Genomic DNA, 21171 nt, shown 5'->3' with positions numbered 1-21171 from the left:
ATTGTCAGCCGACGCCGGGCACCGGGACCTGCGCACCCGTCACCGCGGCGGAGGCGTCGGACACCAGGAAGGCGACGGTCTCGGCGATCGTCTCCGGCGACACCCAGCCCTTGCGGGACGAATCCGGCTGGCTCTCACGGTTACCCGGGGTGTCGATCACCGACGGCAGGATCGCGTTGGCTCGGATCGCGTCGTCCTTGTATTCGGCGGCGAGGGCGCTGATGAACGCCCAGACGGCGGCCTTGGACGTGATGTAGCCGGCGGCACCGGGGAACGGTGCGAACGCGGCCTTCGCCGACACGCCCACGATCGATCCGCCGCCGGCGTCGATCAGCTTCGGGATCGCCGCCGCGGACAGCAGATACAGCGGACGCAGGTTGAGTCGGAGGAGTCGCTCGAACTCGTCGACCGGGGTCGCGTCCACACGCTCCCCCATCGCGAACCCGCCGACCAGATTGACCACGGCCTTCACCGGAGCCGACGGATCACCTGCCGCAGCGGCGACGACCTCGGCCACCGACGACTCGTCGAACAGGTCGGCCTGGAGAGCGACCAGTCGATCGGAGTCGGGAAGGCGCGACAGCTCGGCCTCGACGACCCACGGCACCACCACACGCCAACCGTCGTCGAGCAGCTTCCTCGTGACCGCGGAACCCAATCCGCCCGTACCGCCCGACACGATCACCGTTTGCACCATCACCCGATCCGTCCAGTCTGATTGTGTGTATTCATCTCACCCTATGCGTGAAAGGCTATGCCGATGAGCACGAACGTCACCGCGGACGCTCCGGAGTGGTTCCGCACAGCAGTCGAAACGGAACCCGAGCACTCGTCGATCATCGTCCACGGCGCGCGGATCACCTATCGCTGCTGGGGCGAACCCGGCGCCCCCGGCCTGATCCTGGTCCACGGTGGTGCGGCCCACGCCGGATGGTGGGACCACATCGCCCCGCGGTACGCACAGGACCGTCGCGTCGTCGCCCTCGATCTGTCCGGACACGGCGACAGCGACTGGCGCGACGCCTACAGCCTGGGCATCTGGGCCGACGAGGTCGCCGCGGTCGCCACGGCTGCCGAAGCGACCACCGACGCAGTCCTCGTGGGGCACAGCCTGGGCGGGCTCGTGGGCATCCGGACGTCGGTCGCCCACCCCGATCTCACCGAGCACCTCGTGCTCGTCGACTCCCGCATCCTCGACGCCGAGATGCTCGACGAGATCCAGCGAAACCAGCCCGAGGAAGGCATCCCCCGAGGCAGCAAGCACTACCCGTCACCCGAGGCGGCCCTCGAACGGTTCCGGCTCGTGCCCGACCACCCGAGCCTCGACTACGCCAGGACCCACGTGGCGCGGCAGTCGGTCGTCCGCGACGACGACGGCTGGCGGTGGAAGTTCGACCGCGGATTCGCCGACGAACTGACCGATCTCCCCTCGCACCCGCCGAGCAGCTGCCGGCTCAGCGTCGTCTACGGCGAACACGGGGTCGTGACCCCGGCGATGATCGACATCGTCACCGCCGGCCTCGACGAACCGGCACGCGTCGTCGAACTCGCCGGCGCCGGTCATCACATCCCGCTCGAACAGCCCCTCGCATTGATGGACGTGATCGACCACGTCCTCTGATTCGCGTGACAGCGTCTTCGCGTCGCTGCACATCCCCAACTATCGGATCTTCTTCGCCGGTATGACGGTGTCGATGACCGGTTCCTGGATGCAGGCAACCGCCCAGGCCTGGCTGGTGTTGACGTTGAGCGGGTCGGCATCGATTCTCGGTCTGATCGTCGCGCTGCAGGCACTGCCCGTTCTCCTCATCGGCCCGTATGCCGGTGTGATCGCCGACCGCGTCGACCGTCGGCGACTGCTCACGATCCTCCAGGCGATGATGGGCTTGCTTGCGGCGGTGCTGGCCGCGCTCGCCCTCGCCGGAGTCGTGGCGGTGTGGCATGTCGCGATCCTGGCGGTACTGCTCGGCCTCGGACACGCCTTCGAGCAACCCGCGCGACAGGCGTTCATCCACCAGATCGTCGGGAAATCGCTGATCCGCAATGCTGTCACGCTGAACTCGGTGATGGTCAACGCCGCTCGCGCCGTCGGTCCAGCCGTCGCCGGTGTCATCCTCACACTCGTCGGCGCGGGTTGGTGTTTCGCGATCAACGCGGTCAGTTTCGTCGCGGTGGTCGCCTCGCTGATCGCGCTCGACAGCACGAAGATCACCCAGGAGACCCCGGTTCCCCGTGCGAAAGGCCAGCTGCGCGAGGGTATCCGCTACGTCCGCGGCATCCCCTCGCTGTGGATTCCGCTCGCCACGATGGCGCTGGTCGGCACTCTGGCCTACAACTTCCCGGTCACCCTGACGGCCGCCGCGGACTTCGTCTTCGACGGCGGCCCACAGGCTCTCGGTTTCATGACCTCGGCCATGGGTGTCGGCGCGGTGGTCGGCGGTCTGGTCGTCGCGGCGCGCGGCACCATCGGCCTGCGGCCGCTCACGCTGGCCGCGTTCGGATTCGGCATCACGATCGCCGCGGCCGCGCTGGCACCTGATCTGATCACCGCCATCTGCGCGCTGTTCCTGGTGGGCTGGCTGAGTGTGACGTTCATGTCGACCGGCAACGCCACCCTGCAGCTCAACGCCGAACCGCAGATGCGGGGACGCGTCATGGCCCTGTGGTCGGTGGCGTTCATGGGATCGACGCCGATCGGCGGTCCACTGATCGGCGCGGTCATCGAGGCCACCAATCCGCGTGTCGGCCTGGGCGTCGGCGCGGCCGCGTGTCTGGCCGCCGCGTGTCTGGCCTTCGTCGCCGACCGCAGAAGCCGACCGCGCCCGGGGCCCGAACCTGTCACCGACTGACCGGTGAAACGCCTTGCAGCCGGTCAGCTGTGCTGACCGGCTGCGTGCGGGGGGCTCGGGACTCAGAGGCGGGTCAGACGGCGTCGCTTCCGTCGATGCTCCCGAAGTCGCCGACCGAGACGTTGCCCTGATCGTCGACGGCGGTGTCGAAGGTGCCGTCGCAGTCGGTGTCGGCGACCGAGATGTCGGTGTAGCCGTCGCCGTCGCTGTCCGCCTCGATCAGGTCGATCTGGCCGTCGGCATGCCTCTTTCGACGAATCGCCCCCACCGTCTCAGTCCGGCCGTTAGCGTGACTCAGGTCACGATCGGAGGGGCGATGACGCCAGATCGATGGAATGTGTCCACAGCACGACGGCGACTACACGCGATCACCTGCCTTGCCGCGGGGGCAGTGCTCGCGTCGACGATGCTGGTGTCGGCGCCGGCGACCGCCGCGAACCACTGGTTCCCGGACATCTCCGACACTTCTGTTCCCAAGGCCGACTGCGGTCCGGGCTCCAAGCCGGAACCGGGCCTGCAGGGTGACGTCAGCGCCGAGGACCGACAGTCGGGCCGGAGCAAGCAGGGCTACAACTGCAACCTGACCGAACTCGGCAATGTGACGGGTGCGGGCGGCGGCATCGTGTCCGCATCCTTCGAGCACTGCAGCTACACCGGAAGTCTCTTCCCCGGCAACAACTTCTTGCCTCAGCCGGGCGTCCAGGTCATCGACGCCTCGAATCCCCGGAACCCGAAGGTCGTCGGGTCGCTGACCGACACCGCGATGCGCGGCGGCACGTGGGAGACCCTGAAGGTCAACAAGAAACGCAAACTCCTCGCCGCGACCGGGGTCCCGCTCCTCTGGGGTGCAGGCTTTTTCGCGGTCTACGACATCTCCGACTGCACCCGACCCAAGCTGCTCAACGCCCGTGGCGGCGGCATCGCCTACCCCATCCCGTTCACCTCGCACGAGGGCGGCTGGTCACCGGATGGCCGAACCTACTGGGCGTCGGGTGTCGCTCCCGGTCACCTGAGCGCGATCGACGTCGCCGATCCGCGAAACCCGCGGGTGATCTGGCAGGGACTGCACAGCTTCCTCGGTCACGGTTTCGGCATCACCCCCGACGGCAATCGCATGTACCTGTCGAACATGGCGGGCGTCACGGTCCTCGACATCAGCGCGGTACAGCGTCGTGCGCCGTATCCGCAGGTCCCCCACGTGGCCGCGTACCTGTGGCCGGACGGCCAGCTCAATCAGCACTCGATCCCGATCACCTACCGCGGCACGCCCCACATCATCACGGCCGACGAGGGCGGCTCGGGCGGCGTCAAGATCTTCGACGTCGCCCGGGTCAACAAACCCCGCTACGCCGCACAGCTCAAACTCGAGATCAACCTGCCCGAACACCTGGACACCCAGTTCCGTTCGTCCATGGGCGGTTCGTTGTTCGGCAGCAACCCGCACTACTGCGCGGTCGACCGTCCGAAGGATCCGACGGCGCTGGCCTGCGCCTGGGAATCGTCCGGTATCCGCGTGTTCGACATCCGGGACTTCTCCGCCATCAAGGAGATCGCCTACTACAACCCGCCGGCACAGAAGGGCGCCACCGCACTGACCCGGCCCAACTCACCGCATGTGCTCGGGTCGGTCATCGGCGCACCGGGTATCGAATTCCTCAGCCTCGGAATGTCTCTCGTGAACGGACGAGCCAAGCTGAACGAGATGATCGGTCCGCGCATGGGCATGGTCGTGGGTGGTGACATGGCCACCGACTGGTGCTTCTCCCCGCCGGAGTTCCACGGCAACAAGATCCTCACCACCTGCGCCGACGGGGGCTTCTACGCCCTCGAGTTGAGCAACCGGGTCTACACCCCACCGCCGGATCAGGATTCCTTCCTCGGATGACCGACCGGCACACCAGTACGCAGATCGCCGGACTGACCTCACTGGCCGTCCTGCTCGTGGCGGTCGGCGTGGTCATCGGTTCGGTGTGGTCACCCGGCTCGCGGGACGACCTGAAGACGATGAGCCCCTCCGACATCGGTTTCGCCCAGGACATGTCGACGCATCACGATCAGGCCCTCCTGATGGCCCGCACAGTTCTCGCCGCCCCCGATGTGGATCCGACGATCCGCGGATTGGCCGACCAGCTCGTCGTCGCCCAATCCGCGGAGAGCGCGACCATGCGCGGCTGGCTGCAGTTCTTCGAGCTGCCGCTGACCTCCGCCGAACCGATGTCGTGGATGTCCCACGGTGATTCACATTCCCACGGTGCTGGCTCGGGGACCACGCCCGACGCACCGCTCATGCCGGGCATGGCGAGCACCGACGAACTCGGCCGACTCGGCACCCTTCGCGGCGACGAGGCCGAGAAACTGTTCCTGCAGCTGATGATCCGGCACCATCGCGGCGGACTCGAGATGGCGCAGGCGGCGTACAACGACGACCGTTCCGGGTCGGCGACCAAGCAGCTCGCCCTGAACATGCTCAGCGATCAGGGAAACGAGATCGGCCAGATGTCGATGCTCCTCAAGGAACGCGGCGCCGAACCCCTGCCCACCTGAGCGGTTCTCACGCTCTGACGGTCCGACCTCTCAGTCGGTCTTGGGATGCAACATGAACATCTCCCAGACCTCCTTCTGGTCCACGGCCCACGGGTCGTAGACGAAGGGAGCGTGCCGCAAGGCCATTCCCGCTTTCCGCGGGGTGCGGTTGGCCTTGAAACCGTTGCAGGACTTGCATGCCGCGACCTGATTGCCGAACGTGCTGGGGCCGCCCTGCGACACCGGCACGATGTGGTCCACCGTGTCGGCCGGACCGTCGCAGTAGGCGCAGATCCATTGGTCGCGACGCAGGATCGTCGCATTGGAGGCGTAGGAATCCATCGTCTTGCCCGCGTACGGACGGTAGGCGTCCCGCTTGATGGCCACCACCTTGTGGATGGGCAGCGACACGGTCGGCGAATGGACGACGCGCACCAAGGGGGTGCCCTCGACGTTGCGTGCGACCTCGGTGGTCAGCAGGACGGCAGCGCGACGCCAGGTGACGCGCGCGAGGATTTGTAATCCCGCATTCGTGACGAAGATGGTCATGGATACTCCTCGATGCGTGGGCGAGTGAGCGCGCCGACCATCGAGGTTCACGACCTCAGGAACTGGTGGCGCTGGATGTGATTGGTCCGGACCGGGTTCGGGCTGGTAGCCCGTACCGGCAGCCGGGGTCGGTCATCCGCCACTCGCGAACGAACACCGCCATACCGATCGACATCTGCGCCACCTCCTTTCCGCTCTCTTCTGGCCTGCTGTTCGCCACGATAACCGCGGTCAGCGCAGCCTGCCACCGTTCATGCCGCGTGTTCGCCGAAGTTCACGTGCTGAACACAGGGTGTTTGCAGCAGGAACGCGACCACGCTCAGAAGATGTCGGGCAGATCCTCCGACACCTTGTTCGGGTACGTCGCCGGGCGCTTCTCCAGGAACGACATGACACCCTCGTAGACGTCGCCGGACTGGCCGCGGTAGAAGATCGCCTTCGAATCGGCGTGGTGGGCGTCCAGCGGGCTGGGCGCCCCGGCCATCCGCCACAACAGCTGGCGGGTCAGTGCCGCCGAGACGGGGGCGCTGTTCGCGGTCATCTCGCGGGCGACGGCGATCGCGGTCTCGAGGACCTTGTCCTTGGGGACGACCTGCTGGATCAGTCCGCGCTCGTGCGCCTCGTCGACCTGCACCATCTTGGCGCCGACCGTCCACTGGAGAGCCGTCGGCAGACCGACGAGCCGCGGGAGGAACCAGCTCGACGCCGCTTCCGGCACGAGGCCTCGGGCCGCGAAGACGAAGCCGAATTTCGCGTCCTCGGAGGCGATTCGCACGTCGGCGGGCAGGGTCATGGTGACGCCGACGCCGGCCGAGGGGCCGTTGATCGCGGCGACGATCGGCTTGAGCGAGGCGAACATGCGCAGCGTCAGCTTGCCGCCCTCGTCGGCCGGGACCTCGTCGCCCTCGACCACCGAGGAGGCGTCGAAGGTCGAGCCGCCGGCCTCGAGGTCGGCGCCGGCGCAGAATGCCCGGCCGGTACCGGTGAGCACCACAGCACGCACCGAGTCGTCGGCGTCGGTCTCGTCGAACGCCGCCCGCAACTCCTCGCCCATCTGCACGGTGAAGGCGTTGAGACGGTCGGGGCGGTTCAGCCGGAAGAGGGCGATCTCGCCGTCCCGCTCGACGGTGATGGTGGGCTCGGCCTGGGTGGCCCTACGGCCAACCTCTGATGTATCGCTCGTCACAGTGATCGATGGTATCCACCCCCGTCACAGATGACTCGGGCAGGCAACACAAAACGGCGGCGCCACCCTTTCGGGTGACGCCGCCGATTGTGTCAGATCAGCTCAGGTCAGCTCGCGTCCGAGCCGCCGTCGCCTGCCTTGGACAGCTCGACCGGTGCGTCCGGAACCGCACGCGGCTTCTCCGAGCCGGTGAAGGTGAACTTGGCGTCTTCGCCGTCGCCTTCGCCGTCCCAGCCCTCGACGTCGACCAGCACGATCTGTCCGGGAGCGATGTCGCCGAACAGGATCTTCTCCGAGAGCTGATCCTCGATCTCGCGCTGGATGGTGCGACGCAGCGGGCGTGCGCCCAGCACCGGATCGAAGCCACGCTTGGCCAGCAGCGACTTGGCGCGGTCGGTGACCTCGAGCGCCATGTCCTTGTTCTTCAGCGCGCTCTCCACCCGGGTCAGCATGAGGTCGACCATCTGGATGATCTCGTCACGCGTCAGCTGGTGGAAGACGACGATGTCGTCGATTCGGTTGAGGAACTCGGGCCGGAAGTGCTTCTTGAGCTCGTCGTTGACCTTCTGCTTCATCCGCTCGTAGCCGGACTTGGTGTCGTCCTTCGACGAGAAGCCCATGCCCACGGCCTTGGAGATGTCGCTCGTACCGAGGTTCGAGGTGAAGATCAGGACGGTGTTCTTGAAGTCGACCGTACGACCCTGACCGTCGGTGAGACGGCCGTCCTCGAGGACCTGCAGCAGGGTGTTGTAGATCTCGGAGTGAGCCTTTTCGATCTCGTCGAACAGCACCACCGAGAACGGCTTGCGGCGCACCTTCTCGGTGAGCTGGCCGCCCTCTTCGTAGCCGACGTAGCCGGGAGGTGCACCGAACAGACGCGACGCGGTGAAGCGGTCGTGGAACTCGCCCATGTCGATCTGGATGAGTGCGTCGTCCTCGCCGAACAGGAAGTTCGCCAGCGCCTTGGAGAGCTCGGTCTTACCGACACCGGACGGGCCGGCGAAGATGAACGAGCCCGACGGACGCTTCGGATCCTTCAGGCCGGCACGGGTGCGGCGGATCGCCTTGGAGACGGCCTTGACGGCGTCCTCCTGGCCGATGATCCGCTTGTGCAGCTCCTCCTCCATGCGGAGCAGACGGGTGGTCTCCTCCTCGGTGAGCTTGAACACCGGGATACCGGTCCAGTTGCCCAGGACCTCGGCGATCTGTTCGTCGTCGACCTCGGCCACGATGTCCATGTCGCCACTGCGCCATTGCTTTTCGCGCTCGGCGCGCTCGGCGACCAGCTGCTTCTCCTTGTCGCGGAGGCTGGCGGCCTTCTCGAAGTCCTGCGCGTCGATGGCGCTTTCCTTCTCCTTGCGCGCGTCGGCGATGCGGTCGTCGAACTCGCGCAGGTCTGGCGGCGCGGTCATCCGGCGGATGCGCATGCGTGCACCGGCCTCGTCGATGAGGTCGATCGCCTTGTCCGGCAGGAATCGGTCGTTGATGTAGCGATCGGCCAGCGTCGCGGCGGCGACGAGTGCACCGTCGGTGATCGAGACGCGGTGGTGTGACTCGTAGCGGTCACGCAGACCCTTGAGGATCTCGATGGTGTGCTCGACCGACGGCTCGCCGACCTGGACCGGCTGAAAGCGGCGTTCGAGGGCGGCGTCCTTCTCGATGTACTTGCGGTACTCGTCGAGGGTCGTCGCACCGATGGTCTGCAGCTCGCCGCGGGCCAGCTTGGGCTTGAGGATGCTGGCGGCATCGATCGCGCCCTCGGCGGCACCTGCGCCGACGAGCGTGTGCAGCTCGTCGATGAACAGGATGATGTCGCCGCGGGTGTTGATCTCCTTGAGGACCTTCTTCAGGCGTTCCTCGAAGTCACCGCGGTAGCGGCTGCCGGCGACCAGCGAACCGAGGTCGAGGGTGTAGAGCTGCTTGTCCTTGAGCGTCTCGGGAACCTGACCGTTGACGATGGCCTGCGCAAGACCCTCGACGACGGCGGTCTTGCCGACGCCCGGCTCACCGATCAGAACAGGGTTGTTCTTGGTGCGGCGGCTCAGGACCTGCATGACCCGCTCGATTTCCTTCTCCCGGCCGATGACCGGGTCGAGTTTGCCCTCGGCGGCGGCAGCGGTCAGGTTGCGACCGAACTGGTCGAGGACCAGCGAGGTGGACGGGGTGCCGGACTCGCTGCTGCGACCGCCGGTGCCCGCCTCCTGCGGCTCCTTGCCCTGGTAGCCGCTCAGGAGCTGGATGACCTGCTGGCGGACCCGGTTGAGGTCGGCGCCGAGCTTGACCAGGACCTGCGCGGCGACACCCTCACCCTCGCGGATGAGGCCGAGCAGGATGTGCTCGGTGCCGATGTAGTTGTGGCCGAGCTGCAGGGCCTCGCGCAGCGAGAGCTCCAGCACCTTCTTGGCACGCGGGGTGAACGGGATGTGTCCCGACGGTGCCTGCTGGCCCTGGCCGATGATCTCCTCGACCTGACTGCGGACACCTTCCAGGGAGATCCCGAGAGACTCGAGCGCCTTGGCAGCCACACCCTCGCCCTCGTGGATGAGGCCGAGGAGGATGTGCTCGGTACCGATGTAGTTGTGGTTGAGCATCCGCGCTTCTTCTTGGGCCAGAACCACAACCCGTCGCGCGCGGTCGGTGAACCGTTCGAACATTGTTCTCCCTCACATTGCTAGCGCCCCGGCCGCCGCGAAAACCACCTCGTGTGTCCGGTCGGGACAACGCGGTGCGGGTAGGCGACGACCAGCCTGCTTCCACTCTAGAGGTCGTCGTGGATGTACCTGCAGTTAACGCCCGTGCAGAGTGCACGGATCAACCGCGATGGCGGGGATGTGCACAGTACAACTGCGCAGGCCGGGGCGGTGTTCCCGCTTCGCTACGCCCAGAGCGAACGGGGCGTCGGGTCACCGCCGAAGGGGGACGAGGCGGGTTCCGGCCGACAGTACCGACAGCGGTGTCGCCCGAGGGGTCGGTGAACCATCCGAGTTCATCGCCGCGATCGGCGAGTCGGGCAATTCACCCGACCACACGAGTTCGGAGAGGCTAGCGTCATAAGCCATGAGTGTCGGCGAAAGACCTGCAATCCCGTCCACTCCTGACACCCCGGACACCGGGGAACCGACACGACGCCCGAGTTCGGTCAATCTGACCGTCTTCGTCGCGTCGGCTGCCATCGTGCTCGCCTTCGCGATCTGGGCGCTCGCCGCGCCGGAGACCGCGGAGACCGTCATCAACGAGGTGCGGAACTTCATCACCCGCTGGTTCGGCTGGTGGTACTTCATCCTCGCCACCGCGATCGTCGGTCTCGTCGTCTTCCTCGGCGTCAGCAAATACGGGCGGTACCGCCTCGGACCGGAGGAATCCCGTCCCGAGTACAGCCTCTTCACGTGGACGTCGATGCTGTTCGCCGCGGGCATCGGCATCGACCTGATGTTCTTCTCGGTCGCCGAGCCCGTCACGCACTTCCTGAACCCGCCGACGGGCGCGGCGGAGACCAACTTCGCGGCACGTGAGGCCGTGACGTGGACCGTCTTCCACTACGGCATAACCGGCTGGGCGATGTATGCCCTCATGGGCGGCGCCCTGGCCTATTTCGCGTTCCGGCACAACCTGCCGCTGACGATCCGTGCGGCGCTCTACCCGCTCTTCGGCAAGCGGGTCGAGGGACGGTGGGGCGACGCGATCGACGTCGCGGCCGTACTCGGCACGATCTTCGGCATCGCGACTTCGCTGGGAATCGGTGTGGTGCAGCTGAACTTCGGTCTCAACGAGATCTTCGGCATCGAGCAGGGCAAGGCGGCGCAGATCGGTCTGATCGCCCTGTCGGTGGTGATCGCCACCGCGTCGGCGACCTCCGGGGTGGACAAGGGCATCCGGCGGTTGTCGGAGATCAACGTGATCCTGGCCATCGGCATGCTGATCTACATCACGGTCGCGAAGGACGCGGACTTCCTCCTCAACGGTCTGGTCCAGAACGCGGGCGACTACGTGTCGACCTTCGCCGACCGCACCCTCGACACGTTCGCCTGGGATCAGGTGAATCCACAGCCCGGCAACGACGCCCGCGCCTTCGTCGACGGCTGGACGCTGTTCTTCTGGGCGTGGTGGGTGGCCTGGGCGCCGTTCGTCGGGCTTTTCCTGGCACGAATCTCCCGCGGACGGACGCTGCGGCAGTTCGTCTTCGGCGTTCTGGTGGTCCCGTTCAGCTTCATCCTGGTGTGGATCTCGATCTTCGGGAACAGCGCCCTGGAAGCAGCCCGCGGCGACAAGGATTTCGCCGAGACGACGGCATCGGCCCCCGAGGCCGGTTTCTACTCGCTGCTCGAGCAGTACCCGGGCGCGACACTGCTGATCGGCATCGCGACCATCACCGGCCTGCTGTTCTACGTGACGAGCGCCGATTCGGGGTCGCTGGTCATGGGCAACTTCACCAGCCGCCTCGACGATCCGATGGCGGATTGCTCACGGTCGCTCCGCATCTTCTGGTCGGTCGCCATCGGCCTGCTGACGCTGTCGATGCTCTTCGCCGGCGGCGGCGACGGATCGATCCTCACCCTGCAGGCCGCGACGGTCATCATGGGCCTGCCGTTCTCGTTCGTCCTGGGGCTGATCGGTATCTCGCTGTTGCGGGCCGTCCGCACCGAGTCGTACAAGCTCGACAGTTACCGCACCACGCTGCCGAAGGTGATCGCCGTCGGACGCGGGCCGACCGAGCAGAGCAGTTGGCGACACCGCCTGATAGGAACGCTCCGCTTCCCCGGCCGGATCGCAACCCGCAGATACATCACGGCGACGGTGGTCCCGGCGATGCACGAGGTCGCCGAACAGTTCGGTCGCGAAGGCGTTTCGGCGACGGTGGACGAGTCGGCCGCCAACGAGGGCCTGCCGTCTCCTCGTCTGATCGTGAAGCTGGCCGATGTCCCGGCCTTCGAGTACTGCGTGTGGCCGGTGTCCGCGCCGACGCCCACCTACGCGGTCCGTTCCCAGCGTTCCGACGACCGGTACTTCCGGTGCGAGGTGTATCTGACCGAGGGCTCGCAGGGGTATTCGCTGTCGGGATACACCCGGGAACAGATCATCGGCGACATCCTCGACCAGTATGAACGGCATCTCGGTTACCTCCATCTGCGTGACTCGGCGTCCGATCATCACGACCACACCGCTGTCGACCACGACCCCGACACCAGCGGCCCCGCCGCCGGCTCCGCGAGCGCCGGTACCGTCGCGGAGACGGACATACCCGACAGCGACCCGGAAGGAGCACCCGCTCCATGAGTGACACTCTCTACATCGACGGCCGGTGGTGCGCCGCCGAGTCCGGCAAGACTCGTGAGATTCGTTGCCCAGCGGACAATTCGGTGGTGGGCGTGGTGGCCGAGGCGTCCGCGGAGGACACCGAGGCGGCGATCGCCGCCGGCCGGCGCGCCTTCGATGCCGGGGAGTGGAGCGCCACCCCGGCTGCCGAACGCGGCGATCTCCTGCTCCGTGTCGCCGATCAGATCGACGCCCGCCGAGACGATTTCGTTCGTGCCGAGACACTCGACACCGGCAAGCGGCCGTACGAATCGGACATCGACATGACCGACATCGCGAACTGTTTCCGCTATTTCGGGAAGCTGGCCGCCCAGGACGCCGGCCGTGTCGTCGACACCGGGTCACCCGATGCGGACTCACGCATCGTCTACGAGCCGGTCGGTGTCTGCGGTCTCATCACGCCGTGGAACTATCCGCTGCTGCAGGCGGCGTGGAAGGTCGCACCGGCGCTGGCCGCGGGTAACACCTTCGTCCTCAAACCCGCCGAGCTGACGCCGCACACCTCGATCCTGCTCCTGGAAGTGCTTGACGGCCTGGGCCTTCCGGCCGGGGTCGCGAACCTCGTGTTGGGTGCCGGCGCGGATGCGGGCGCTCCGCTGTCGTCGCATCCCGACGTCGATCTGGTGTCGTTCACCGGTGGACTCGTCACCGGGCGAGTCATCGCCCGCGAGGCCGCGGCGACGGTGAAGAAGGTGGCACTCGAACTCGGCGGCAAGAACCCCAACGTGGTGTTCGCCGACGCCTGCGCCACCGACGAGCTGCTCGCGGCCGCGGTGGACAACGCGCTCAACGCCGCGTTCCTGCACTCCGGCCAGGTCTGTTCGGCGGGCGCGCGACTCATCATCGAGGAGTCGGCCCACGACCGGTTCGTCGACGAGCTGGTTCGTCGAGCCGAGGAGATCCGTCTCGGACTCCCCTACAGCGAGGGCACCGAGACCGGGCCGCTGATCTCCGAAGCCCACCGCGACAAGGTGCACGCCTACGTCGAGAAGGCGCGTGCCGACGGTGCGGTGATCCGCACGGGTGGCGCCTTCGCGACCGGCGACCAGGGCTCGGGGAAGCTCGACGACGGATGGTTCTACCTGCCCACCGTCATCGACTGCGCCGACCGTTCGATGGCCTGCGTGCACGACGAGGCCTTCGGGCCGACCGTGACCGTCGAGACCTTCACCACCGAGGACGAGGCAGTGACGCTGGCCAACGACACCGTCTACGGCCTCGCCGGCGCGGTGTGGTCGGCCGACGCCGCCCGCGCACGCCGCATCGCCGGCCGTATCCGGGCAGGAACGGTGTGGGTCAACGACTTCGGACCGTACCTCCCCGAGGCGGAGTGGGGCGGTTACGGCCAGTCCGGCTTCGGCCGCGAGCTCGGGCCGTCGGGCCTGGCCGAGTACCGCGAGGCAAAGCACGTCTACGAGAATCTTCGGCCGGGCGTGACCGGTTGGTTTGCAGACCGGAAGGGGCAGCAGCAGTGAGCGAGTCGTACGACTACGTGGTCGTCGGAGGCGGTTCGGCGGGTGCGGCGGTGGCGTCCCGGCTGTCCGAGGACCCGTCGGTCACGGTGTGTCTCCTGGAAGCCGGTCCGTCCGACGTCGGGGACGACGCGATCCTGCGCCTCGATCGCTGGATGGAACTGCTCGAATCCGGTTACGACTGGGACTATCCCATCGAACCGCAGGAGAACGGTAACGACTTCATGCGGCATGCTCGCGCAAAAGTCCTGGGAGGCTGCAGTTCCCACAACAGCTGCATCGCCTTCTGGGCGCCGCGTGAGGACCTCGACTCGTGGGAGCGCGATTTCGGTTGCGCGGGCTGGGGTTCGGAGGAGTTGTACCGACTGTTCCCCCAGATCGAGACCAACGACGCCCCCGGCGATCATCATGGCCGCAGCGGGCCGGTCCACATCATGACGGTCCCGCCGAACGACCCGTGCGGTGTCGCCGTGCTGGACGCTTGTGAGGCGGTCGGCATCCCGAGGGCGGAGTTCAACAGCGGAAAGACGGTCGTCAACGGCGCCAACTTCTTCCAGATCAACCGCCGGCCCGACGGAGTCCGCGCGTCGTCGTCGGTGAGTTACCTGCACCCCCACCTCGACCGCCCGAACCTGACCATCCGCACCGGCTCCTGGGCCAAGCGCATCGTCATCGAGAAGGTCGACGGCGAGCTTCGTGCCGTCGGGGTCGAGATCACCGACAACGCGTTCGGACGCACGTCCAGGATCGATGCCGGACGCGAGGTGATCGTCTCGGCCGGCGCCATCGACACCCCGAAACTCCTGATGCTCTCGGGGATCGGGCCCGCCGACGATCTCCGTCAGCACGAGATCGACGTCTTCGTCGACTCCCCCGGTGTCGGCGAACACCTGCAGGATCACCCCGAGGGCGTCATCGGCTTCGAGACGAAGAAGCCCATGACGCAGGAGTCGACGCAGTGGTGGGAGGCCGGAATCTTCACCACCGTCGACGACGGACTCGACCGGCCGGACCTGATGATGCATTACGGCAGCGTGCCTTTCGACATGCACACGCTGCGTCAGGGCTACCCCACCAGTGAGAACACCTTCTGCCTGACGCCGAACGTCACCCACGCACGGTCGCGGGGCACGGTGAAGCTGCGATCTCGCGACTTCCGCGACAAGCCGCGCGTCGACCCCCGGTACTTCACCGACCCCGAGGGTTACGACATGCGGATCATGACCGCCGGTCTGCGCAAGGCGCGGGAGATCGCCGCAGCCGCACCATTGCAGGAATGGGTTGCGCGCGAACTCTATCCCGGACCCGACACCGGCAGCGACGAGGAGCTCGCCGACTACATCCGGCGCACCCACAACACCGTCTACCACCCGGTGGGCACGGTCCGGATGGGACCGCCGGACGACGAGATGTCGCCGCTCGACCCCGACCTGCGCGTCAAGGGAGTCGCCGGCCTGCGTGTCGCCGATGCGTCGGTCTTCCCCGAACACACCACCGTGAACCCGAACATCACCGTGATGCTGGTCGGGGAACGGTGTGCGGAGTTGGTGGCTGCGGAGCGGTAGGCCGCTCAGCTCCGGAACGAGTCGACGATGCGATCGAGGACGGCGGCGACCTCCGCGGTCGCCGCGTCTCGGTCCTGCGCCGCGGCGACGTACAGCGCCGCCTCGTCGAGCGCGCCGATGGCGACGTGGGCAAGGGGTCTGGTCGGCTGGTCGACGGCCTGGCCGGCGGCGATCGCCGCCTGGATCAGCCTCTCGACGAGGGCGAAGCCGAATTCCTCACCACGCGCGCGCCACTGGGCCCAGCCGAGGACGGACGGCGCCTCGACGAGCGTGATCCGGTGCACCGAGGGCTCGGTGCAGAGCTCGAGGAACAGCCGCATACCCGATTTGAGGGCGGCGATCGGGTTGTCGGCCGCGAGTTCGGCGGATCGCTCGGCGATCTGGGTGACGACGTCCTGCTCGACGGCGTCGTAGACGGCGGTGAACAGCCCCTTCTTGTCGTCGAACTGGTGGTAGAGCGCGCCACGGGTCACGCCGGCCTCGTCGACGATCTCCTGGGTACCGACGTCGGCGAAACCGCGCTCGCCGAACAGCTTGCGACCTGCAGCGATGAGCGCCGCGCGGGTCGCCGCGGTGCGTTCGGCCTGGGTCCGACGGTTGACTTTCATACAGTCTGCACGTAACTTTCATACTCAGTGTTCGTAAGTTATCCGAGTCTACGAGAAGCGGACCTCGCCATGGCAAATACGCTGCCGACAGTCGAACTCCCCTCCGGTGTCATCGAGTGCGCCACCTACGGTCCCGCGGACTCCACCCTGCCGCCGATCGTCTTCATGCACGGGGCCGTCGTCGACCACCGCCTGTGGGAACCGGTGGCGGAGCTCCTCGCCGAACGCGGTCACCGGTGCCACGTACCGCTGATGCCGCTCGGTTCACACCGAATCCCTTGGGGGCCGGACGCGGATCGTTCGCCGCGCGGTGCGAGCCGGTTGTTGCGCGAGTTCGTCGGACACCTCGACCTGTCGTCGGCGGTCCTCGTGGCCAACGACACCGGCGGCGCGGTCACTCAGTTCGCACTCGACGAGGATCCCCATTTTGTGCGTCGTCTCGTGTTCACCAACTGTGATGCCTTCGATCTGTTTCCGCCGCAACCCTTTCGGTTGTACTTCGCGCTGATGCGCCAGCGGCTGCTGTTGAAGCCGCTCGTCGACGCGATGCGGCTCAAGGCCCTGCGGCACTCGCCGCTCGGCGTCGGCCTGCTCCTCCACGACCCCGACCCGGACCTCACCGCTTCGGTGTTCGCTCCCCTGCAGAGCGACGCTCGCATCCGCGACGACTTCATCGCATTCCTGCGCGAGATCAACCCGGCGGAGCTCGCCACGGTGACCGCCCGCATGTCGCGGGTCGACCTGCCCGTGCGGTTCGTGTGGGGTCGTGACGACCGGTGTTTCACCCCCGAACACGGCCGGCGGTTCGCCTCGGTCTTCCCCGGACCCGACGGCGAGGGCGCCCGGTTCGTCGAGATCCCCGGCGCCCGGACGTTCGTCTCGCTGGACCAGCCGCACGCGGTTGCCTCGGCGATCGCGGCGTTCGCGACGGAAGCGTCGAACCGTTAGGAGAAATTCTTCGCCGAAGGGCGTCGGATTCCGGTGCCCGCACACGACGATGTAGACGTGAGCAGCGACCAAGCGGCGTCTTCTGGACCAGAGGGATTGCTGGCGGTGTACGACCAGGCACTGCCGGCCGTCTACGGGTTCGTCGTCCGTCGCTGCGCGGATCGCCGGACCGCGGAGGACGTGACCTCGGAAACCTTCCTGGCGGCGATGGACTCCGTCCGTCGGCACCGGGACACCGAACCGACGACTCCGTGGCTGATCGGGATCGCGCGGCACAAGCTCGCCGATCACTGGCGGCGCGCCCAACGTACGCCGGAACCGGTCGAGGACGTCCCCGATCGCGGGGACGACCCGTGGGATGCCGAACTCGACCGCATGGTCGCCCACCACACGCTGGGGCAACTGTCGCCGATCCACCGTGCAGTGCTCACGTTGCGCTATGTCGACGACCTGCCGGTCGGTGAATGCGCCGAGACCCTCGGCCGCACGGTCGGTGCGACCGAGGCGCTTCTCACCCGCGCGAAGCGCGCCTTCCGCGCGGCCTACCCCGAACCACAACGCCAGAGCAGCGGGAGAGGAGGTCACGCATGAGCCCCCGGAACAGCACACGCTTCGGCGAGGCACGGGATCCGTTGCACGTCCTGCGCGCAGCCGATACGCCCGGCTTCGACGATCCCGTCGAACCCGACCGCGGTTTCGCCGCGTCCTTGCGCGACCGACTCGAACGCGGGGCGACACTATCGCAAGGAGTCATCATGTCCACCGCAACACAATTCGACGAGGCCGCCACCGTAGAGGCGACGAGCAGCACGGTGCCCGTGGTCGAGCGACCGGGAGCGCTCCCCTACCTCACCGTGGCAGAGTCGCAGGCCGCCATCGACTGGTACACCGCGAACCTCGGCGCACGACTCCGCGGTGAACCGATCGTCATGGACGACGGCGCGATCGGCCATGCGGAGCTCGAGATCGGCGGCGGCGTAATCTATCTCGCCGCCGAGTTCCCCGACCTCGGATTGCGGGCGCCCGATCCCGGCCACGTCTCGGTGAGCCTGATGCTCGCCGTCGACGACACCGACGCCGCGGTCGCCACCGCCGCGCGCGCGGGCGCCGCCGTGACCCGTGAACCCTACGAGGCGTATGGCTCACGCACCGGCGTCATCGTCGACCCGTTCGGTCACCGCTGGATGCTGACCGGGCCGTCGAAGGCGCAGCTCTCCGATCGGATTCGTCAGGGCGACATCGGCTACATGTCTCTGAACATCCCCGACGCCGCGCGGGCCCGACGCTTCTACGCCGCCGCCCTCGGCTGGGAGTTCGATCCCGAGGGGCGTCGCGTGATCAACGTCGGGCATCGGCTCGGGATCTTCGAGACCGACGGCGAACCAACCGTGTTCTGCGCGTATGCCGTCGACGATCTTGAGGCAGCACAAGCCCGTATCGTCGCGGCCGGCGGACAGGGCGAGTTCGGGACGAGCCCCGACGGTCACCGAGTCGTCGATGCCGTCGATGCGCAGGGCGTGCGTTTCGCAGTGTTCGCCCCCGAACCCGGCGACGTCCGACCCGACCAACACCCGCGCGGCATCGGAGCGATGAGCTACCTCACCGTGATGACCCCGGACAGCGCCCGCTTCCGCGACTTCTACGGTTCGGTACTCGGCTGGACGTTCCACGGCGGGCGGATCGACGACGGCTGGGAGGTCGACGACGGACGACCCCAGGTCGGGATCGCCGGTGGCGCCGACACTTCCGTCGCAGTACCGATGTGGGTGACCGATGATGTCGAAGCAGCGGTCGAGCGTGTCCGCGCCGCCGGCGGCGGCGTCCTCGAGGAACCCCGCACTGCGCCATACGGCGTCTCGGCCCGATGCACCGACGACCAGGGAGCGGAGTTCTACCTCGGTCAGTTGTTCTGAGCGGCCCGACGGCCAGACTTCAATCCGAGGAGACCTGCTGCCGCACAACCGGTTACCTCGAATTTCCTGTGGAGGAGGATCCGCGTTTGTCGGTGGGTTGATCTAGATTGGTTGGTAACAGATTCAGCCATCCAGGTTGGGCTGTAGACGTTGTGGGGGCAGCGTGAGCAAGTGGACCGATCTACCGAGCGGGTTCCTCGCCGGGGTCGATGCTGCCCACCCCGAATTGTCTGACACCGCAACCCATATGGAACGGTTCGGTTCGATCCGCCATGGTGAGGCTTATCTGGCGTGGTGCCGGTATGAGTCGATCCTGACCGTCTACGACCAGCTCGTGGTCAACACTCAGGGCGGGTTCTTCATCGACCGCTACACCGAGATGGTGACCCGGGTCTGCCGCGAAGCCGCCATTACGCGCTACCAGGCCGATCAGTGGGTCGGTGAAGCGCTCGCCCTGCGTGACCGGCTACCGAAAGTGCTGACCACCCTGCGCGACGGCATCCTGTCGCGCCAGTTGATCCAGACGGTCATCTCCCGCACCGACCTCATCTCCGACGCCGCGGCCATCGCGGACCTCGATACCGAGATCGAAACCATCCTGCGCACCAGGAAGGGCGCCTGGACCACACCGAAGCTGCGTGACATGGTCGACCGCCTCGTCTTCCGTCACGATCCTGACGCGGTACGGGAGCGGCGTCGTGAAGCGTTGGACAAGCGCGGTATGTGGACCGAGAACTTCACCGACGGCACCGGTGAGATCACCGGCGTGATGGCCGCGGAGAACATTCGCATCGCCGCGAAAGCAGTGAAAGCGCTCGCCGACACCGTCTGCGCCCACGACGGCCGCAACCGTAACCAGCGCAACTCCGATGCCATGTTCGCGCTGCTGACCGGCACCATCTTCGACTGCCAATGCCAGCGAGAGGACTGTGACGCCGAGATCCCCGACCCCGCCAAAGTGGTCCGGTCGGTGAGCACCGAGGTCGTCATCCACGTCGTCACCGACGCCGCCACCCTCGCCGGGGCACCAGGGATCGGTTGGGTCGACGGCGCCGGCGTCATCTCCGACGACCACGTCCGCGATCTCGCCGAACGGTCGGACTCCACCATCACACCCGTCACCCCGGTCCGCACACCACCGGCCCGCATCGTCGTCGAGGACGTCCCGTCGAAAGACGTCGTGATCGTCTACCCCGGTGCGCAAGCCGCCGACCCGTACCGGCCCACCACCGCGTGTGCTGACTTCGTGCGGGTGCGTGACGGCTATTGCACCGAACCCGGCTGCGGGTGTTCGGCTTTCGACTCCGATCTGGACCACGTCGCCGAGTACGACCACACCAATCCCGCCCAGGGTGGGGCCACATCGAGTGAGAACTTGAACGCCAAGTGCCGGTTCGGGCACCTGCACAAGACGTTCGGCGACTGGATCGACGTCCAGTACCGCGACGACGACGGCCACCTGGTCACCGAGTACCGCACGTCCGAGGGGTTCGTCATCCCCGGTGACGCCGAGAACCTCGAGGACTTCTTCCCGAACCTGCGTCGTATCCGCTACGAACAGCCACCCCAAGCCCCACCGACCCCACGGGTCATCACCGGGGACGACACCCCGCCCACCAGCAACCGGCTCGCGCACAAGCACGCACGCCGGCGGGCGGAGCGTGCCCGCAACCTCCGCGAGCGCGAACGCCGCGAGGCCGCGGACGGCCCGCCCCCGTTCTAACCCACGAGCAACCCGACCACCAGGACGACGACCGCAGCGGTGGTGAGCACCGATCGAACGATGTTCCACGGCATCCACACTGACGTGAATTCCGCCCAGACCCGGTCTGCCTCCGTGCCGTGGACATCGGCGGCGGCATCGAGGCGGTTGTTGGCCGGGACGTTCACCGTCATGGTGATGACGATGCCGAGCAGCGTGAGGAGGGTCGCGGCGAGGACCCACCAGCGCAGCCCGTCATTCCATGCGGCCCAGGTACCGAGGGCACCGAACACGACGCCACCGCCGAAGATGACCGCGAACAGCGGATTGAGGATGGCAGTGTTCATTCGTTGCATCGCCACGACCGCGACGTCGGCGCCGGCGCGGGTCAGTCCGGGGATCACGGCGTAGCCGAAACCTGCCAGCACACCAGCGCTGAGTCCCGTGGTCACGACCGTGAGGGTCACCAGTACATCCTGCAGTGGGTCCATAGAGAACAGTGCACCTCGTGGCCCGCGGAAACGCCATGGTTCACTCTTAGCC

At 67.1% G+C, this 21171-nt stretch carries 17 protein-coding genes and 1 pseudogene; 11 read left to right on the top strand and 7 right to left on the bottom strand.

The features are described from left to right. Positions 1–4: 4 nt before the first annotated feature. The gene (locus tag GKZ92_RS03745; protein WP_155225007.1) at positions 5–697 is read right to left on the bottom strand and encodes an SDR family NAD(P)-dependent oxidoreductase; all 693 of its coding nucleotides are present in this window, start codon (positions 695–697) and stop codon (positions 5–7) included. Between the two features lie 63 nt (positions 698–760). On the opposite strand from GKZ92_RS03745, the gene GKZ92_RS03740 reads away from it, so the two are divergent. Together GKZ92_RS03740 and GKZ92_RS03735 are read left to right on the top strand one after the other, a co-directional pair. Next, complete coding sequence (locus GKZ92_RS03740; protein WP_155225006.1) at positions 761–1621, top strand: alpha/beta fold hydrolase; 861 nt, start codon at positions 761–763, stop codon at positions 1619–1621. Between the two features lie 4 nt (positions 1622–1625). Further along, positions 1626–2849 (top strand): annotated as a pseudogene (locus GKZ92_RS03735) (MFS transporter); the annotation flags it as partial. A 73-nt stretch (positions 2850–2922) separates the two neighbouring features. Here GKZ92_RS03735 and GKZ92_RS03730 read toward each other — a convergent pair. Beyond that, complete coding sequence (locus tag GKZ92_RS03730; protein ID WP_155225004.1) at positions 2923–3117, bottom strand: hypothetical protein; 195 nt, start codon at positions 3115–3117, stop codon at positions 2923–2925. A gap of 138 nt (positions 3118–3255) precedes the next feature. On the opposite strand from GKZ92_RS03730, the gene GKZ92_RS03725 reads away from it, so the two are divergent. Together GKZ92_RS03725 and GKZ92_RS03720 are read left to right on the top strand one after the other, a co-directional pair. Continuing rightward, positions 3256–4734 (top strand): LVIVD repeat-containing protein, encoded by a 1479-nt coding sequence (locus GKZ92_RS03725; RefSeq protein ID WP_155225681.1) that lies wholly within the window; start codon positions 3256–3258, stop codon positions 4732–4734. Continuing rightward, the gene (locus GKZ92_RS03720; protein WP_155225003.1) at positions 4731–5393 is read left to right on the top strand and encodes a DUF305 domain-containing protein; all 663 of its coding nucleotides are present in this window, start codon (positions 4731–4733) and stop codon (positions 5391–5393) included. Before GKZ92_RS03725 ends, GKZ92_RS03720 begins: the two co-directional genes overlap by 4 nt. Before the next feature lie 30 nt (positions 5394–5423). Here GKZ92_RS03720 and GKZ92_RS03715 read toward each other — a convergent pair whose 3' ends face one another. The 3 genes from GKZ92_RS03715 to GKZ92_RS03705 all read right to left on the bottom strand — a co-directional run bounded on the left by GKZ92_RS03715 (position 5424) and on the right by GKZ92_RS03705 (position 9761). After that, positions 5424–5921: an HNH endonuclease gene (locus GKZ92_RS03715; RefSeq protein WP_005194436.1), complete on the bottom strand. Its 498-nt coding sequence runs from the start codon at positions 5919–5921 to the stop codon at positions 5424–5426. A 319-nt stretch (positions 5922–6240) separates the two neighbouring features. Further along, a complete protein-coding gene (locus GKZ92_RS03710; protein ID WP_155225002.1) occupies positions 6241–7107 on the bottom strand; it encodes an enoyl-CoA hydratase-related protein in 867 nt (288 codons plus the stop codon). A gap of 107 nt (positions 7108–7214) precedes the next feature. Next, positions 7215–9761, bottom strand: a complete 2547-nt coding sequence (locus GKZ92_RS03705; RefSeq protein WP_006358406.1) for an ATP-dependent Clp protease ATP-binding subunit — start codon at positions 9759–9761, stop codon at positions 7215–7217. 403 nt (positions 9762–10164) lie between these two features. Between GKZ92_RS03705 and betT the strand changes: the two genes are divergently transcribed. The 3 genes from betT to GKZ92_RS03690 are packed head-to-tail and all read left to right on the top strand — an operon-like array spanning position 10165 to position 15457. Next, positions 10165–12381 (top strand): choline BCCT transporter BetT, encoded by a 2217-nt coding sequence (gene betT / locus GKZ92_RS03700; protein WP_035751962.1) that lies wholly within the window; start codon positions 10165–10167, stop codon positions 12379–12381. After that, positions 12378–13895, top strand: coding sequence for an aldehyde dehydrogenase family protein (locus GKZ92_RS03695; protein ID WP_035751965.1), 1518 nt, complete (start codon positions 12378–12380; stop codon positions 13893–13895). The genes betT and GKZ92_RS03695 overlap by 4 nt, the downstream gene beginning before the upstream one ends. Then, the gene (locus GKZ92_RS03690; RefSeq protein ID WP_035751967.1) at positions 13892–15457 is read left to right on the top strand and encodes a GMC family oxidoreductase; all 1566 of its coding nucleotides are present in this window, start codon (positions 13892–13894) and stop codon (positions 15455–15457) included. The genes GKZ92_RS03695 and GKZ92_RS03690 overlap by 4 nt, the downstream gene beginning before the upstream one ends. Before the next feature lie 5 nt (positions 15458–15462). On the opposite strand, the gene GKZ92_RS03685 is transcribed toward GKZ92_RS03690, so the two are convergent. Then, positions 15463–16065, bottom strand: coding sequence for a TetR/AcrR family transcriptional regulator (locus GKZ92_RS03685; RefSeq protein WP_035751971.1), 603 nt, complete (start codon positions 16063–16065; stop codon positions 15463–15465). Between the two features lie 69 nt (positions 16066–16134). Between GKZ92_RS03685 and GKZ92_RS03680 the strand changes: the two genes are divergently transcribed. The 4 genes from GKZ92_RS03680 (at position 16135) to GKZ92_RS03665 (ending at position 20649) form a co-directional block, all read left to right on the top strand. Then, positions 16135–17013: an alpha/beta fold hydrolase gene (locus GKZ92_RS03680; RefSeq protein WP_006358400.1), complete on the top strand. Its 879-nt coding sequence runs from the start codon at positions 16135–16137 to the stop codon at positions 17011–17013. A 57-nt stretch (positions 17014–17070) separates the two neighbouring features. After that, the gene (locus GKZ92_RS03675; RefSeq protein ID WP_372512905.1) at positions 17071–17604 is read left to right on the top strand and encodes an RNA polymerase sigma factor; all 534 of its coding nucleotides are present in this window, start codon (positions 17071–17073) and stop codon (positions 17602–17604) included. Then, positions 17601–18926: a VOC family protein gene (locus GKZ92_RS03670; RefSeq protein WP_035751973.1), complete on the top strand. Its 1326-nt coding sequence runs from the start codon at positions 17601–17603 to the stop codon at positions 18924–18926. The genes GKZ92_RS03675 and GKZ92_RS03670 overlap by 4 nt, the downstream gene beginning before the upstream one ends. 163 nt (positions 18927–19089) lie before the next feature. After that, the gene (locus GKZ92_RS03665) at positions 19090–20649 is read left to right on the top strand and encodes an HNH endonuclease signature motif containing protein (RefSeq protein ID WP_155225001.1); all 1560 of its coding nucleotides are present in this window, start codon (positions 19090–19092) and stop codon (positions 20647–20649) included. On the opposite strand, the gene GKZ92_RS03660 is transcribed toward GKZ92_RS03665, so the two are convergent. Next, entirely contained in the window at positions 20646–21119 is a 474-nt protein-coding gene (locus tag GKZ92_RS03660; RefSeq protein WP_006358396.1) for an anthrone oxygenase family protein, read from the bottom strand. The two genes, GKZ92_RS03665 and GKZ92_RS03660, sit on opposite strands and share 4 nt — an antisense overlap. Between the last annotated feature and the right edge of the window lie 52 nt (positions 21120–21171).

It is taken from the genome of Gordonia sp. 135, assembly GCF_009720185.1.
Taxonomy (GTDB): domain Bacteria; phylum Actinomycetota; class Actinomycetes; order Mycobacteriales; family Mycobacteriaceae; genus Gordonia; species Gordonia alkanivorans.
Note: the sequence above shows the minus strand (reverse complement) of the source record. Positions and strands in the feature narration are given on the sequence as shown.